Below are 14612 nucleotides of genomic sequence, written 5' to 3' on the forward strand. Positions count from 1 at the left end.
TTTCACCGGTGGGTATTTCGATCAGGATTGCGTGACGAGGGTGAAGTCGACCTTCTCGCGGACGCCGCAGTCGGGGCAGCACCAGTCGTCCGGAATACTCGACCACGGCGTGCCGGGCGGAAAGCCTTCTCGCGCAGCGCCTGTCGATTCGGTGTACGTGTAGTCGCAGATCGGGCAGATGTAGGCGTTCATGCGTTCACCCCGTAGGCTGCGAGGATCTTGGCCCGCTTCTTCGGCGCGATGTTGACCTGGGTGATGTCACCTCGGTAGTGCTCGAGAACGCGGTGGTCCATCACCTTGCGCCACAGGGGCGGGACTGTTGCGAGCATGATCATGCTGGCGTAGCCGCTCGGGAGCTGAGGGGCCTCTTCCATACTGCGAAGCGCTTGGTAGCGCCGTGTCGGATTCGCATGATGATCGCTGTGCCGCTGCAAGTGATAAAGGAAGACGTTGGTGCAGATGCGATCACTGTTCCAGCTGTGCGCCGGCGTGCATCGCTCGTACCGTCCGCTTGCGGTTTTCTGACGTAGGAGTCCGTAGTGCTCGAGGTAGTTGATCGCTTCGAGCAGCGAAAACCCGATGAACGCCTGGATCACGAGGTACGGCGCGATGCCGATCCCGAACACTGCAAGCGCGACACCGAACAGAACAACCGACATGAGCCAGGCGTTGAGCACGTCGTTCTTGATGCTCCAGTGCGTGGTGCCCAAACGCTCGAAGCGGGTCTTCTCGAGATGCCACGCCGACTTCAATCCCCCGCCGACGCTGCGCGGCCAGAAACCGTAGAGGGTCTCACCGAAGCGCGAGGTCGCCGGATCTTCCGGAGTCGACACTCGCACATGGTGGCCACGGTTGTGCTCGAGGTAGAAGTGACCGTAAGCACTCTGTGCGAGAACGATTTTGGACAACCAGCGCTCGACGCTCTCCTTCTTGTGCCCGAGTTCATGGGCTGTGTTGATGCCGATTCCGGCCGTCACACCGATCGTCACTGCGAGTCCGATATTGGAGAGAACGCTCAAATCCCAACGCGCCCAGATGTAGCAGGACAGGAAGAAGGCCGTGTACTGCAGCGGCAGATAGGCGTAGGTGCACCACCGGTAGAAGCGGTCGTTCTCGAGTTCGTCGATCACCTCGTCGGGCGGATTCTTCCCGTCCTCACCCGCCAGGATGTCGATGACGGGAATGAGAGCAAACGCGATCAGTGGGCCGGTCCACCAGAAGACATTCCATCCGGTGGCGGTAACAAGCCCCACGGCGATGAAAGTTGCCGATGACGGAATCAGCGCCAACAGCCACAAGTAGCGTTTCCGGTCTCTCCAAGTTGCGAGCCGACCATCTGGCTCGGTGTACACCAACGCCGCCATCGAATTCTCCAGTTCTCGTTCGGATCAGTGAGTGCGTCCTGCGCGGTAATCCGCGACACGAACAACATCTATGTATAGAGAGTGGACAAATGATGGCGTTTTGTCAACGATTTTCAAAGTAAAACTTTTACAAACATGTCAATTTGTACATCTAGATGAACCCTCCGTTCGGGCTGATCGCAAATCTTCCGCCACCGCGCCACACTCGCTACAAAAGTGGAATGGGGACGTCAACGTGCGCAATATGCGCCAAACACCGAGGAACAGGCCCGCTCGTCAGCCCTCGAATATTCGAGGACGACTTCGTCCTTGTCTCCCATCGGCCCCCTCCACCACACGGACGTTCGGTTCCTGGATATGTGTTCGTCGAGACCCGTCGACACGTGTCCGGGTTGCCTTCACTATCCGAACCTGAAGCACTCGCCATCGCACACGCGGTCTGGTGCGTCTCACGTGCCCTCGACTCGGAATTGACTCCGGAATTCGTGTTCTCCGCGATCGCTGGGCTAAGCGTCCCCCACTTTCATCAGCACGTTTTCGTCAGGCCTTTCGGCGCTCCGAGTTCAGTGAGTTGGAACGACGTCGATTCATGGGACGACGCGCCACGCGTCGACGAGGTCGAGCTCACGCTTCTGTGCAGGAGAATCGCGCTCGGCTTCGAAGACGAGCAATAGCGCAAAACAGTCGGTGCGCGGACGGACAGTCGGCGCGAGACACAACCTCTCGATGTCCGATTTGCGCGAATTTCCCCAAAACGAAAGTTCGCTTACCCATACTGAAATGACCGACTGTCCCCGACGTGAGTGGGTCCTCATGGATACCGACGTATTGGTAGCGGGCGCCGGCCCGATCGGCTTGACCACCGCGATCGAGCTGCGCAGACGCGGTATCTCCTGTCGAATAGTCGACCCCCTCGACGAACCGCGGCAATACGCGAAAGCCGTCGGGATTCAGCCACGCACTCTCGAACTCTTCGAGAACATGGGGGTGCTCCGCCAGGCACTCGACGCCTCGACATTGATGCGCGGTCAGATCATGTACACGAACGGCGTCGAGGTCGGCCGCGTCGACCTCACCCTCCCCGAGGACGTTCCTTACTGGTTTCTCTGCCTGCCTCAGTACTCGACGGAGCGCATCCTCACCGAGCGCCTCACCGAGTTGGGAACAACCGTCGAACGCGGAGTCGGCCTCACTGCATTCGAACAATCCGACGACTCCGTCACCTGCACCCTCAGCGACGGCAGCACCGTGAACGTCCAGTATCTGGTGGGTTCCGACGGCGCTCACAGCGTGGTCCGCAAAGGGCTTGGCCTGAGCTTCGAGGGCGGCGCGTTTGCGGAAAGCTACATGCTCGGTGACGTCGAAGTCGACTGGTCGATCCCCAGCGGCTACTCCGTCCGCGCCAACCACACCACCGACGACGGAACCACCGACGACCTACTCGTCTGCATCCCACTTCCCGGACACAAGCGGTACCGCATGTCGATGCTCGTTCCGGACGATTTGATGCCGGACGAATCGTCGAACAAAGCCTCTGTACAACACGGTTTTTCAACCGGCAAGACACCTGAACTCCATCACATCCAGGCCGTGCTCGACAGACTGTCCCCAGAACCGACAACCGCCTCGATGCTGCGATGGTCCTCGGTCTTCCGCATCAGCCACCGCATCGTCGACGCTTACGGTCGCGGACGGGTTTTTGTCGCCGGCGACGCCGCGCACATCCATCCCCCGACTGGCGCGCAGGGCATGAACACCGGGATCCAGGACGCCCACAATCTTGCGTGGAAGATAGCGCTCGCCGTCAAAGGCGTTGCAACAGCAGATCTTCTCGAGACCTACGACGCCGAAAGGCGGCCGGTCGGTGAAGAAGTCGTCGGGATGACGGTCCGAAATGCTCGAGAAGGAATCGGTTCGGGAGAGTCCTCCATCGACACGGCAATGCGGCGCCAGGCTCAATTGTTGATCGACTACTCGGAGAGTCCGCTGAACACCGGGCGTAATTCTTCGAGTCCACACGTTCAACCGGGCGAGCGTGCACCCGATGCACGCGGAATGCGCCGAGACGGTGTGCAGTATCCAATTCGGTTGTTCGACCTGCTGTCCGGAGTCGACCACACGTTACTGCTGACTTCGGACGGATCCGCGGAGAGCATCAACAGCTTGGAGAAGGTCGCCGACGCCGCAATTCGATCAGCGCACGGCTTGCTGGACGTCTACGCGATAGTGCCACCGGGAACCGTGACCGTCGACTCGCTGGTGCCGATCATCGAGGACAACGCCTCGCAACTGTGCGCCGCGTATGGGGTCGAAGGTACGGCGGCGCTGGTCATTCGCCCCGACGGCTACCTCGGATTCCGTGGTCACCCGGAGAACGTTTCCGATTACTTCACGAAATTGTTTGCCGTCAATCAGGAATGAGCGAAGCGAACATCAACCGAATCTCGGGCGAGAGCTTCATCAACTCGACGTATCCACCCAACGGCCCGGCATCGAGGTAGGAGAACTCCATGCCGGCGCCCTCTACCCGACCTTGTTGCACCACCGACATTCCGCGACGCTCGGCCTCGAGCAACGTCGCCTCGTAATCGCCTGGAACCCAAGCCATGTGATGAACTCCGACGCCGTGAGTCTCCAGGAACTCCGTGTACAGGTTGCGTCCGGACACTGGTTGGATCAACTCGAGCTGTTGGCTGCCCGCATATCCGATCGACACGTGAACGACATAGTCCGCGGGCTCACCTCGATACGTTGTGGTCTCGGGACCAAAGGCGATGTCTGGCATACGTAGCCATCGCTCCACTCCCCACTGCCGAGTGAACTCCTGTTCGGCGGCCTCGATCTCCTCGACCGCCCAGCAGATCTGGAAGATCGGTCCCGAGACCAACGGGGTCATGCCATTTTTCCGTTGTCCACCGAGTAGACGGCCCCGTGTATCGCCGAGGCGTCGTCGGAGGCGACGAAAGCCACCATCTTCGCAACGTCCTCGGCTTCCATCAAGCCACGCGGCGAGGCAACCTTCATGACGAGGTCGAAGTCGACTCCGTCGGGGAAGGTGAATCCGGTGACTTGAGGAGTCATCATGCCGCCGGGGCAGATTGCGTTGACACGCAGAGACTTTCCGGTGAACTCCATCGCCATCGCTCGGGTCAGTCCGATGAGTCCGTGCTTGGCAGCACAGTATCCAGCCGAGTACGCCTGCCCTTCCAGTCCCGCGATCGAGGAGACGTTGACGATGTTGCCGCCCCGTTCCAGCAAGTGCGGCAGTGCTGCTCGGGAAAGGAAGAACGGTCCGTTCAGATTGACCGCAAGGTCATGTGCCCATTCGGAATCCGCAATGTCTGCCGTGTGGCGCAACGAGTGCGATCCCGCCACGTTGACGAGGATGTCGATACCACCGAGTTCGTCGACGCACGCCTGCACGGCCGCATCACACTGAGCGGAATCCGAGACGTCCGTCGCCGCGAAACGACGCTCTCCATCCGCGCCGACCACCTCGACCATCGACTGTCGCAGCTTTTCCTTGTCGCGGGCGATACCGAAAACCTGTGCGCCCCTGCGGTGGAGTATCTCGGCCACCGCGCGCCCCAACCCTGAGGACGCGCCGGTCACCAAGGCCACTTTTCCGGCCAGTACGTCTGCCATGACCTAGGAAGCCGCTGCTTCGCGCTGGAGTTCCAGCGCGATGTCGATCAACTGATCTTCCTGTCCGCCGACCAACTTGCGCTTACCTGCGCGCACCAACAGTTCCGCGGACGACACTCCGTACCGCTCGGCCTGACGCTCGGCATGCTTGAGGAAGCTCGAGTACACGCCGGCGTAGCCCATCATCAGTGCCTGACGATCGAGCAGGCACTCCTGCGGCATTGCCGGGCGCACAACGTCTTCGGCTGCATCGGCGATCGCGAAGAAGTCGATACCGGTCTTGACGCCGATCTTGTCGCAGACACCGACAAACGCCTCGACCGGGGCGTTGCCGGCGCCGGCACCGAACCGACGGGTACTACCGTCGATCTGCTTGGCTCCCGCACGAACTGCCGCAATGGAATTGGCGACGCCCAGGCCCAGGTTCTCGTGGCCGTGGAAGCCGACCTGAGCGTCGTTGCCGAGTTCCTGAACCAGCGCCTCGACGCGATCGGATACCTGCTCGAGTACCAGCGCGCCGGCCGAGTCGACCACGTACACACACTGGCAACCCGCGTCGGCCATGATGCGAGCCTGCTTGGCCAGCTTCTCCGGCGGAATCGAGTGAGCCATCATGAGGAATCCGACTGTTTCGAGTCCACGCTCACGCGCGAGGCCGAAGTGCTGGATGGATACGTCTGCCTCGGTGCAGTGAGTTGCAATGCGGCAGATGGACGCACCGTTGTCCTGTGCGATGACGATGTCGTCCTTGATGCCCAACCCGGGCAGCATCAGGAAGGCGATCTTCGCGTTGGTCGCCGTCTCGACTGCAGCTTTGATCAGTTCCTGCTCGGGAGTCTTCGAGAAGCCGTAGTTGAAGGAGGATCCTCCGAGACCGTCGCCGTGAGTGACCTCGATGACCGGCACTCCGGCTCCGTCGAGGGCACCGACGATGGCTCGTACTTCGTCGACGGTGAACTGATGACGCTTATGGTGGGAGCCGTCGCGCAGCGACGTGTCGGTGACGCGGATGTCCCAGCTCGAATCGAAATGAATCATGTCGCTCATGCCTTCACACTCAGAAGCTTCTGGGCGATTTCCTCGCCCACCTTGGTGGCTGCTGCCGTCATGATGTCGAGGTTGCCCGCGTACGGCGGCAGGAAATCGCCTGCGCCTTCGACCTCGACGAACGTGGTGACCGTTGCATAGCCACCGGAAACGACGCTCGGTTCGTCGAACTGCGGTTCGTTGAGCAACCGGTAGCCGGGCACGTACTGCTGGATGTCCTTGACGACGCGGTGAATGGAGTCGGTGATCGCGGCCTGGTCGGCGTCTTCGGGGATAGCGCAGAAGATTGTGTCGCGCATGATCATCGGCGGGTCCGCGGGGTTGAGGATGATGATCGCCTTGCCGCGCTGTGCGCCGCCGATGGTCTCGATACCGCGGCTGGTGGTCTTGGTGAACTCATCGATGTTCGCGCGAGTTCCCGGGCCGGCGGACAATGATGCAACGGAGGCGACGATCTCGGCGTACGCCACGTCGACGACACGCGACACCGCGTAGACGATCGGAATGGTTGCCTGCCCACCGCAAGTGATCATGTTGACGTTGGGTGCGTCCAGGTGCTCACGCAGGTTCGCGGGCGGAACCACAGCCGGGCCGACCGCGGCCGGAGTCAGGTCGACGGCACGGATACCGGCGGCCTCGTAGCGCGGTGCTGCCTCGCGGTGCACGTATGCCGACGTCGCCTCGAAGACCAGGTCCGGTTTCTCCGCCTGGCTGAGCAACCAGTCGACGCCCTCGGCGGAGGTCTCGAGCCCCATCTTGCGGGCGCGCGCCAATCCTTCACTCTCGGGATCGATTCCGATCATCCATCGCGGTTCGAGCCACTCGGAACGCTGCAGTTTGTACAACAGATCGGTACTGATGTTTCCCGATCCGACGATCGCCACACTTGCCTTGGTCATGACTACTCCTACGTGAACTGAAGAGAGACGGAACCGAGGCCGCTGAACTCGGCTCGGAAGTTGTCGCCTGGATGAGCGTCGATCGCTCGCGTGCACGAACCCGGCAGAACGATGTCGCCGGCCTTGAGCCGAACTCCGAACGTGTCGACCTTCTGCGCCAACCACGCGACAGCGGTGACCGGGTTACCGAGAACCGCATCGCTGCGCCCCTCCGCAATCCGCTCCCCGTTGCAGGTCAGCACCGCGTCGATGGCCTTGATGTCGATGTCCGACGGGCGAACTCGTTCCTTGCCGAGGATGAACCCGGCGGAGGACGCGTTGTCCGCGATGGTGTCCGAGAGGCCGATCTTCCAGTCCTTGATCCGGCTGTCGATCAACTCGATGGACGGCGCATAGGCGACAGTAGCGTCGATGACGTCTTGTTCGGTGCACCCGGCGCCCGGCAGATCTGCTCCCAGAATGAAGGCGACCTCCACCTCGACGCGCGGGAAGCAGAAGCGCGACGTGTCGACCGGACGGTTCTCGAACTCTTCCATCTCGGCGAGCAGGTGACCGTAATCTGGCTCGTCTACGCCCATCATCTGCTGCATCGCCAGTGACGAGAGTCCGACCTTGTGTCCGACCACCTTTGCGCCACCGGCAACACGACGCCGGATGTTGATGAGCTGGATCTCGTAGGCGTCGACGACGTCGATGTCCGGATACGTGGCGATCAGCGGGCTGATCGGAGCGCGATCCCGTTCCGCCGAATCAAGATGGTCGGCAAGTTCGCCGCGGATCTGCGTCGAGAGCATCGTTCAGGCCTTTCCGACTGTGGAGAATGCGGCTGCGTGCTGACCGGCTCGTCGTCCGGAGAATACGCAGTCGGCGAGCGACAAGCCGCTCACATACGAGTTGGAACAGATACCGACCGCGGTACGGCCGGCGGCGTACAGACCAGGGATACCCTCCCCGGCCTCGTTTTTCACCATGCCGGACGATTCGTCGACCACCAATCCACCGAGCGTGAGCATCGGGCACGGATTCATCATGTTGGGCTTGATCGAGACGTCGTACATCGTGAACGGCGCAGACAGTATCGGCCTGACGAAGTCCGACGGTTTACCCATCGGATCAGGTTGTCCGGCAGCGGCAGCGGAGTTGTGCGCGTCGACGGTGGCTTGAAGGCCGGCGACGTCTATCCCCGCTTTGCGGGCGACCTCGGCAATGGTGTTGCCACGCACTGCAGTACGCATCATTCCGGTGGTCTGCACCCGCTGGAACCACATCGACTGGTCACCTATCTGCGATTTCGCTCCGCGAACGAGTTCGGAATCTGCCAGCAGCCAACCGATTCCGCTGCTCTTCTCCGCCATCGCCTGACCGAGAGCGGCACCGTAACGGGACTCGTCGACGATTCGCGCACCGGATTCACCCACCAAAATGGAACCGAGAAAAGCACTCGGCGGGACGATGAATCGCCAGGCGGACACATTGCCGAGCTTGTCGGTGGCTCCCCCGGCTTCGATACCGAGGTTGATGCCTTTGCCGTCGTCCCCGGACGTGCCGAGCGGGATACCGCCCTTGTAGGCGGGGGCATGGGTGCGCATCATCTCGCGATTGGACACGAAGCCGCCGGCGCTCAGGATCACGCCGCCGCGCGCCTGGATGCGAATCCGCTTGGCGTGCTTCTTCTCGATCTTCGCGATGAGTGCGTCGAGAATCGTGCGCAACTGCGGCGCGTAGACGCCGGGCTTGGAGGACAGGGACCCGAGCGTCGCGTGACGGCGACGAACTCCGGCAGGTGCGTCACGCAGCGTCAGTGCTTCGACGCCGATCACCCGGCCGTCCTCGATGATCAGCCGGTCCGCTCGCGTCTGGCCGAGCAACTGGACGCCCTTCGCCTCCGCGGACTTCGCGAGCGGGCCGTACAGCATCTTTCCCGACGTGCCACGCCCCTTGGCGCGATGACCACGCGGAGCAGGTTTTGCGATGTCACGGAACCCGCCGGCCGATTCGCTACCCGAGAAGTAGAGGTAGTGCTTGTTGCTCGGGTACGACGTCTTGTACGGACAGAGTGAGGCCTCGAACGGCACGCCGTGACTGCGCAGCCAGTCGATCGACGCCGGGCTCTCGTCGACGAACCGGCGCAGAGTCTGCGGCGTCACCGCGTCACCGACCTCGCGGTTCAGGTAGGCGAGCATGGCTTCGGGACTGTCCTCGACACCGGCTTCCTTTTGAATCACGGTGCCGCCGCCGGCGTAGTAGATTCCTCCGGAAATCGTGCTGGCACCACCACCGAGTGCTCGGTCGATTGCCAAAACCGACGAACCGGCCGCTACAGCTTCGAGCGCCGCACTGGCGCCCGCCACACCGAACCCGACCACAAGGACGTCAACCGAAGTATCCCAGGTCACACCGCACCATCCTCAATCTCACTGCAACGTGTTTCGTTATCAATGACAACGTCCGGAAATACTTCCTGGCAGAAAGCATGGACTGACACCCCCATCATTCTATAACGTGTTCTACATGAGCAAGCAGGAATACGACATCGTCGTCGTCGGCAGTGGTGCCGCAGGTATGACAGCGGCCTTGACCGCAGCCCACCAGGGCTTGAGTGTGGTCATCGTGGAGAAAGCCGCCCACTACGGCGGATCGACCGCCCGTTCCGGTGGTGGGGTCTGGATCCCCAACAACGAGGCACTTCAAGCGGACGGTGTCACCGATACACCGGAGGCCGCACGTTCCTACCTGCACAGCATCATCGGCGACGTTGTCGCTCCCGAACGCATCGACACCTATCTCGAGCGCGGTCCCGAGATGCTCTCGTTCGTGTTGAAGAACAGCCCGCTCGAGCTGCAGTGGGTTCCCGGCTACTCCGACTACTACCCGGAAGCACCCGGCGGACGCCTCGGTGGCCGCAGTGTCGAGCCCACCCCGTTCGACGGCAACAAGTTGGGCGCCGACCGCAAGAACCTCGAGCCCGACTACGTCAAGGCCCCCAAGAACTTCGTCATCACCCAGGCCGACTACAAGTGGCTCAACCTGCTGATGCGCAATCCTCGCGGACCCCTGCGCGCCATGAAGGTCGGCATGCGATTCCTCGCAGCGAAGGCCACCAAGAAGGATCTGCTGGTTCGCGGCCAGGCACTGGTCGCCGGTATTCGACTCGGACTTCAGTCCGCCGGAGTACCCATCCTGCTGAACACCCCGCTGACCTCCCTGTACACCGAAGACGGCGCAGTTCGCGGCGTCAACGTCATCGTCGACGGCGAGGAGCAGGTCATCCGCGCTCGCCACGGAGTCGTGTTGGGATCCGGCGGATTCGAGCACAACAAGGAAATGCGTGAGAAGTACCAGCGCGCACCTATCGGCACCGAATGGACCGTCGGCGCGAAGGCAAACACCGGCGACGGTATCCGCGCAGGCCAAGAAGTGGGCGCTGCAGTCGATTTCATGGACGACGCCTGGTGGGGCCCGTCCATTCCGCTGACCGGCGGACCGTGGTTCGCTCTCTCCGAGCGCACCCTCCCGGGCTGCATGATGGTCAACATGTCGGGCAAGCGCTTCGGCAACGAGGCAGCTCCGTACGTCGAGGCAACCCATGCGATGTACGGCGGTGAGTACGGTCAGGGCGAGGGCCCCGGCGAGAACATCCCGACGTGGATGATTCTCGATCAGCGCTACCGCAACCGCTACACGTTTGCCGGTATCACTCCCCGCTCCCCCTTCCCCGGCCGCTGGCTCAAGGCCGGCATCGTGGTCAAGGCGGAAACCATCGCCGAATTGGCCGAGAAGACAGGGCTTCCCGTCGCATCGCTGACCGAAACCGTCGATCGGTTCAACGGCTTCGCGCGCAACGGCAAGGACGAGGACTTCGGACGCGGTGACAGTGGTTACGACGCGTACTACGGCGATCCCCGACTGAAGAACCCCAGCCTCGCCGAAATCAGCAAGGCTCCGTTCTACGCCATCAAGATGGTTCCGGGTGACCTCGGCACCAAGGGCGGAATCTGCACCGACGTCAACGGCCGAGCATTACGCGAAGACGGAAGCGTCATCGACGGCCTCTACGCGGCTGGCAACGCGAGCGCTCCGGTCATGGGCCACACCTACGCCGGACCAGGCGCGACCATCGGTCCCGCAATGACTTTCGGTTACTTGGCCGTACTCGACATCGTCGAGCGTGCGAAGAAGGCCGAGACAACCGAAGCACCTGCAGCTGAAAAGACGGCGGTCGACCATGCCAATTGATCCGAAGATCGCACTCGGCGCCGAGCTTGCGCCACAAGAGTTCTCGTGGACCCCGTCGGACGTGCAGCACTACCACTTGGCCTTGGGGGCAGGTGCTCGTCCGCTTGATCCGAACGAGCTTCGATACCTCGACGACGAAAAGCCTCAGGTACTACCCACCTTTGCCACCGTCGCCGCCAACTTCCACGCCACCGAAGCACCGAAGGTGTCGTTCCCCGGCGTCGAAATCGATCTGGCGAAGGTAGTCCACGGGAGCCAGGAAGTCACTGTCCATCAGCCGATCCCGGCAAGTGGAAGTGGCCGCACTACAACTCGAATCGCCGAGGTCTGGGACAAGGGCAAGGCCGCGGTGATCGTGCAGGAATCCGTCACGGTTGACGCCGAGGGCAACCCGCTGTGGACAGCTCGCTCGTCCATTTTCGCCCGCGGCGAGGGTGGTTTCGGGGGTGAACGTGGTCCGTCGGAGTCGATTACGCTTCCGGATCGCGAAGCAGATGAGACAGTGGTGACGCCTGTGCTTCCACAGCAGGCTTTGCTGTACCGGATGTGTGGTGATCGGAATCCGTTGCACTCGGATCCGCAATTCGCCTCCGCGGCAGGCTTTCCAGCGCCTATCCTGCATGGACTGTGTACTTACGGAATGGTCTGCAAGACCGCAGTGGATACCATGCTCGACGGCGACAGCAGTCGGGTAGCCGGATTTCGGGCCCGCTTTGCCGGGGTCGTATTTCCCGGCGAGAACTTGAGTATCCAGATCTGGAAAGACAATGGGCGACTCCTGATCTCAGCTTCTGTACTGGAGCGCGAAGCTCCTGCCCTGGCTGACGTAGTTCTCACTCTTGTCTGATACCAACCTGTCTGATACCCACCTGTTAGAACTCACCGTAGTTCTCGAACCCGATGGAGTAGCCCGAAGATGACGGCACAAGACGAAAAGTTCCGACTGTCCCGACGAGGTTTCATGGCCGCTGGAGCCGGCGCCGTGGCAGCGACCGCATTCGCCGGCTGGACGCCGGCCTACGCCGTCCCCGCCGGCTCTTCCGGCTCCGCGGGTGGTCCCGTGTCCACCCTCACGCCGCCGCCTGCCTTCCCCGAAGGCATCGCGCTGTACCAGCAGGCATATCAGAACTGGTCCAAGGAGATCATGCTCGACGCGATCTGGACCTGTTCGCCCAAGACGCCCGAAGACGTAGTCCGCCTCGCTAACTGGGGTCATGCCAACGGCTACACCATTCGTCCCCGCGGCGCCATGCACGGCTGGACGCCGCTGACCATCGTCAACGGTGCGCCGGTCGACAAGGTCATCCTCGCCGACACCACGGTCCACCTCACCGGAGTCTCCGTCAACGCCGGTGGCAGCCCAGCCACCGTCACCGCAGGACCCGGCGCGACCCTCGACGCCATCACGACCGCACTGCAGGCACAGGGCCTCGGGTTCGCGAACCTGCCGGCGCCGGGTGTGTTGACCATTGCCGGCTGCCTCGCCGTCGACGCTCACGGCGCAGCTCTCCCCGCCGAAGGCGAAGCACACGTTCCCGGACAGACTTTCGGCTCACTCTCCAACCTCGTCACCTCCCTGACCGCAGTGGTCTGGAACGGCAGCGAGTACGCACTGAAGACGTACGCGCGTAGCGACGCGGCGATCAAGCCGCTGCTGACTCACCTCGGACGCACCTTCCTCACCTCCGTCACCTTGCAGGCCGCCCCCAACTACCGCATGCGCTGCGTCAGCCACACCGACATCGGTTGGCAGGAACTCTTCGGCGCCCGCGGAGCGTCCGGACGCACCTTCGAGAAGTTCGTCCGCGAAAACGGTCGCGCAGAAGCAATCTGGTACCCCTTCACCGAACGCCCGTGGATGAAGGTGTGGTCACTTGCCCCCACCAAGCCGCCGTTCTCGCGTGAGGTGACCGGACCGTACAACTACATCTTCTCCGACAACCTCCCGGAGCCGGTCACCGACATGATCGGCCAGATCAACTCCGGAAACCCGGGCATCGCACCGGCATTCGGGCAGATCATGTACGCCACCACCGTTGCCGGACTCGCCGCGACGTTCTCCAACGACCTGTGGGGATGGTCCAAGGACGTCCAGTTCTACATCCGGGCCACCACCCTGCGCCTGACCGAGGGCGGCGGAGCCGTCATCACCTCTCGCGCCAACATCGGCCAGGTCATCCACGACTTCACCCAGTGGTTCAACGGCCGCATGGAGTACTACCGCTCCATCGGACAGTTCCCCCTCAACGGGCCCGTCGAAATCCGTTGCTGCGGCCTCGATCAACCGTCGGATGTCGAGGTCGACTCGGCAGGCGCCCCCACCATCTCGGCCATGCGCCCTCGCCCCGACCATCCGGAATGGGACACCGCCATCTGGCTCAACGTCCTCGGCGTCCCCGGAACCCCCGGCATGTTCGCGTTCTACCGCGAAATGGAACAGTGGATGCGTAATCACTACAACAACAACGACGCCACCTTCCGCCCCGAGTGGTCCAAGGGCTGGGCGTTCGGCCCCGACAAGCCGTACACCGACACCCCGATCATCACCCAGGGCCTCCCCCAGACCTACCGCGACGGCGTCCCATCGAGCGACAACTGGGACACCGCCAACGCCGCATTCAACGCGTTGGATCCGCACAAGGTCTTCAGCAACACCTTCCTGGACCAGTTGCTGCCTTGAGGTTCAAGTACTGAGCGCACACTCTGACAACTCGACGGTCGTCGCCACTCCCCTTACTTTCGGGAGTGCGGCGGCCGTCGTGCGTTGCAGTGAGCGGGATGAAGGAGTCCCCCGCATCCCGACGAGGCAGCTGCCTCAATCGCGATCAGGATGGATCGCCTCGTGCATACTTTCCACTGCCCTGGCGTGAGTTGAGAGCTCGGACCGAGCCGACCGAATCGTGGCGCTGTCGCTGCGTGCCCCCGGCTCGGACGACGACGAGTCCTCTCCGGGGTTCGGCGCGCCACCAGCTGGATGCTCGGAGGAGCCGGTGCGCTCTTCCCTCTCCGCGCGGGCGCGCAACAACGACTCGGACTTCGGGGTATTTCGCATCGGAGTATTGTCCCAGATCCATCTCCTATGACTCACATTGAGCGCTCTCACCCCCGGCGACCAGGCCGTTCCTGAATATCAACACCTAGAATGTTCGCAACAAAATATCTACAGCGGCCAGGGTAGACATTCTCGCGAGGCTGTTGTATCTTTTTTCTCGTAGCAAGGAACGAGTCAAGAGATGCGGGAGAGATGAACTACCCGCAAGCAGTACCGCAGGGCAGGGACGTGCCGGGGCCGAATTCGTGTGTGAGTGTGTAGTCGGACCCGGCACCCCCCTTCAAAGCGGCTACCGGATGTCTTGTGCGAGTCCGGAAGTTCGAAAGAATGCAGTTATGTAAGTAAGTTCAACCCCATCCGGGGGGGGGG

At 62.2% G+C, this 14612-nt stretch carries 14 protein-coding genes; 5 read left to right on the plus strand and 9 right to left on the minus strand.

Features of this window, described 5'->3' with window-relative positions:
* Positions 1-21: 21 nt before the first annotated feature.
* Entirely contained in the window at positions 22-192 is a 171-nt protein-coding gene (locus AC1Q61_RS22340) for a rubredoxin (protein ID WP_007734092.1), read from the minus strand.
* Positions 189-1364, minus strand: a complete 1176-nt coding sequence (locus AC1Q61_RS22345; RefSeq protein ID WP_003945652.1) for an alkane 1-monooxygenase — start codon at positions 1362-1364, stop codon at positions 189-191. The genes AC1Q61_RS22340 and AC1Q61_RS22345 overlap by 4 nt, the downstream gene beginning before the upstream one ends.
* Before the next feature lie 392 nt (positions 1365-1756).
* Here AC1Q61_RS22345 and AC1Q61_RS22350 point away from each other — a divergent pair, with 392 nt between their 5' ends.
* Together AC1Q61_RS22350 and AC1Q61_RS22355 are read left to right on the plus strand one after the other, a co-directional pair.
* Complete coding sequence (locus tag AC1Q61_RS22350) at positions 1757-2038, plus strand: HIT family protein (protein WP_197523640.1); 282 nt, start codon at positions 1757-1759, stop codon at positions 2036-2038.
* Positions 2039-2177: 139 nt separating this feature from the next.
* Complete coding sequence (locus tag AC1Q61_RS22355; protein ID WP_492651059.1) at positions 2178-3785, plus strand: FAD-dependent monooxygenase; 1608 nt, start codon at positions 2178-2180, stop codon at positions 3783-3785.
* On the opposite strand, the gene AC1Q61_RS22360 is transcribed toward AC1Q61_RS22355, so the two are convergent.
* From AC1Q61_RS22360 to AC1Q61_RS22385, 6 genes are read right to left on the minus strand one after another with little or no spacing between them, the layout of a single operon-like run.
* Entirely contained in the window at positions 3772-4260 is a 489-nt protein-coding gene (locus AC1Q61_RS22360; RefSeq protein WP_058227278.1) for a VOC family protein, read from the minus strand. The genes AC1Q61_RS22355 and AC1Q61_RS22360 overlap by 14 nt on opposite strands.
* Entirely contained in the window at positions 4257-5009 is a 753-nt protein-coding gene (locus AC1Q61_RS22365) for an SDR family NAD(P)-dependent oxidoreductase (RefSeq protein ID WP_003945607.1), read from the minus strand. Before AC1Q61_RS22365 ends, AC1Q61_RS22360 begins: the two co-directional genes overlap by 4 nt.
* A 3-nt stretch (positions 5010-5012) precedes the next feature.
* Positions 5013-6056 carry a 4-hydroxy-2-oxovalerate aldolase gene (gene dmpG, locus AC1Q61_RS22370; RefSeq protein ID WP_007734084.1) on the minus strand — a complete coding sequence of 348 codons (1044 nt, stop codon included), beginning with the start codon at positions 6054-6056 and terminating at the stop codon, positions 5013-5015.
* Positions 6053-6955 carry an acetaldehyde dehydrogenase (acetylating) gene (locus tag AC1Q61_RS22375; protein ID WP_054826815.1) on the minus strand — a complete coding sequence of 301 codons (903 nt, stop codon included), beginning with the start codon at positions 6953-6955 and terminating at the stop codon, positions 6053-6055. The genes dmpG and AC1Q61_RS22375 overlap by 4 nt, the downstream gene beginning before the upstream one ends.
* A gap of 8 nt (positions 6956-6963) precedes the next feature.
* A complete protein-coding gene (locus AC1Q61_RS22380; protein WP_042449395.1) occupies positions 6964-7749 on the minus strand; it encodes a 2-keto-4-pentenoate hydratase in 786 nt (261 codons plus the stop codon).
* Positions 7750-7752: 3 nt separating this feature from the next.
* Positions 7753-9351, minus strand: a complete 1599-nt coding sequence (locus tag AC1Q61_RS22385; protein WP_136471265.1) for an FAD-binding protein — start codon at positions 9349-9351, stop codon at positions 7753-7755.
* Positions 9352-9466: 115 nt separating this feature from the next.
* Between AC1Q61_RS22385 and kstD the strand changes: the two genes are divergently transcribed.
* From kstD to AC1Q61_RS22400, 3 genes are all read left to right on the plus strand, one after another.
* Positions 9467-11191 (plus strand): 3-oxosteroid 1-dehydrogenase, encoded by a 1725-nt coding sequence (kstD, locus tag AC1Q61_RS22390; protein ID WP_181992023.1) that lies wholly within the window; start codon positions 9467-9469, stop codon positions 11189-11191.
* A complete protein-coding gene (locus AC1Q61_RS22395; RefSeq protein ID WP_003945880.1) occupies positions 11181-12038 on the plus strand; it encodes a MaoC/PaaZ C-terminal domain-containing protein in 858 nt (285 codons plus the stop codon). Before kstD ends, AC1Q61_RS22395 begins: the two co-directional genes overlap by 11 nt.
* A 69-nt stretch (positions 12039-12107) precedes the next feature.
* Complete coding sequence (locus AC1Q61_RS22400; protein ID WP_007734073.1) at positions 12108-13871, plus strand: cholesterol oxidase substrate-binding domain-containing protein; 1764 nt, start codon at positions 12108-12110, stop codon at positions 13869-13871.
* Between the two features lie 135 nt (positions 13872-14006).
* Here AC1Q61_RS22400 and AC1Q61_RS22405 read toward each other — a convergent pair whose 3' ends face one another.
* The gene (locus AC1Q61_RS22405) at positions 14007-14243 is read right to left on the minus strand and encodes a hypothetical protein (protein ID WP_007734072.1); all 237 of its coding nucleotides are present in this window, start codon (positions 14241-14243) and stop codon (positions 14007-14009) included.
* Positions 14244-14612: the final 369 nt, after the last annotated feature.

The organism is Rhodococcus sp. MPR-R1B, assembly GCF_058793255.1.

Bases quoted from the DNA above. Each gene is read 5' to 3' on its own strand.
- AC1Q61_RS22340 (WP_007734092.1), bottom strand. From the start codon at position 192: ATGAACGCCTACATCTGCCCGATCTGCGACTACACGTACACCGAATCG.
- AC1Q61_RS22345 (WP_003945652.1), bottom strand. From the start codon at position 1,364: ATGGCGGCGTTGGTGTACACCGAGCCAGATGGTCGGCTCGCAACTTGG.
- AC1Q61_RS22355 (WP_492651059.1), top strand. From the start codon at position 2,178: ATGGATACCGACGTATTGGTAGCGGGCGCCGGCCCGATCGGCTTGACC.
- AC1Q61_RS22360 (WP_058227278.1), bottom strand. From the start codon at position 4,260: ATGACCCCGTTGGTCTCGGGACCGATCTTCCAGATCTGCTGGGCGGTC.
- AC1Q61_RS22365 (WP_003945607.1), bottom strand. From the start codon at position 5,009: ATGGCAGACGTACTGGCCGGAAAAGTGGCCTTGGTGACCGGCGCGTCC.
- dmpG (WP_007734084.1), bottom strand. From the start codon at position 6,056: ATGAGCGACATGATTCATTTCGATTCGAGCTGGGACATCCGCGTCACC.
- AC1Q61_RS22375 (WP_054826815.1), bottom strand. From the start codon at position 6,955: ATGACCAAGGCAAGTGTGGCGATCGTCGGATCGGGAAACATCAGTACC.
- AC1Q61_RS22380 (WP_042449395.1), bottom strand. From the start codon at position 7,749: ATGCTCTCGACGCAGATCCGCGGCGAACTTGCCGACCATCTTGATTCG.
- kstD (WP_181992023.1), top strand. From the start codon at position 9,467: ATGAGCAAGCAGGAATACGACATCGTCGTCGTCGGCAGTGGTGCCGCA.
- AC1Q61_RS22395 (WP_003945880.1), top strand. From the start codon at position 11,181: ATGCCAATTGATCCGAAGATCGCACTCGGCGCCGAGCTTGCGCCACAA.
- AC1Q61_RS22400 (WP_007734073.1), top strand. From the start codon at position 12,108: ATGACGGCACAAGACGAAAAGTTCCGACTGTCCCGACGAGGTTTCATG.
- AC1Q61_RS22405 (WP_007734072.1), bottom strand. From the start codon at position 14,243: ATGCGAAATACCCCGAAGTCCGAGTCGTTGTTGCGCGCCCGCGCGGAG.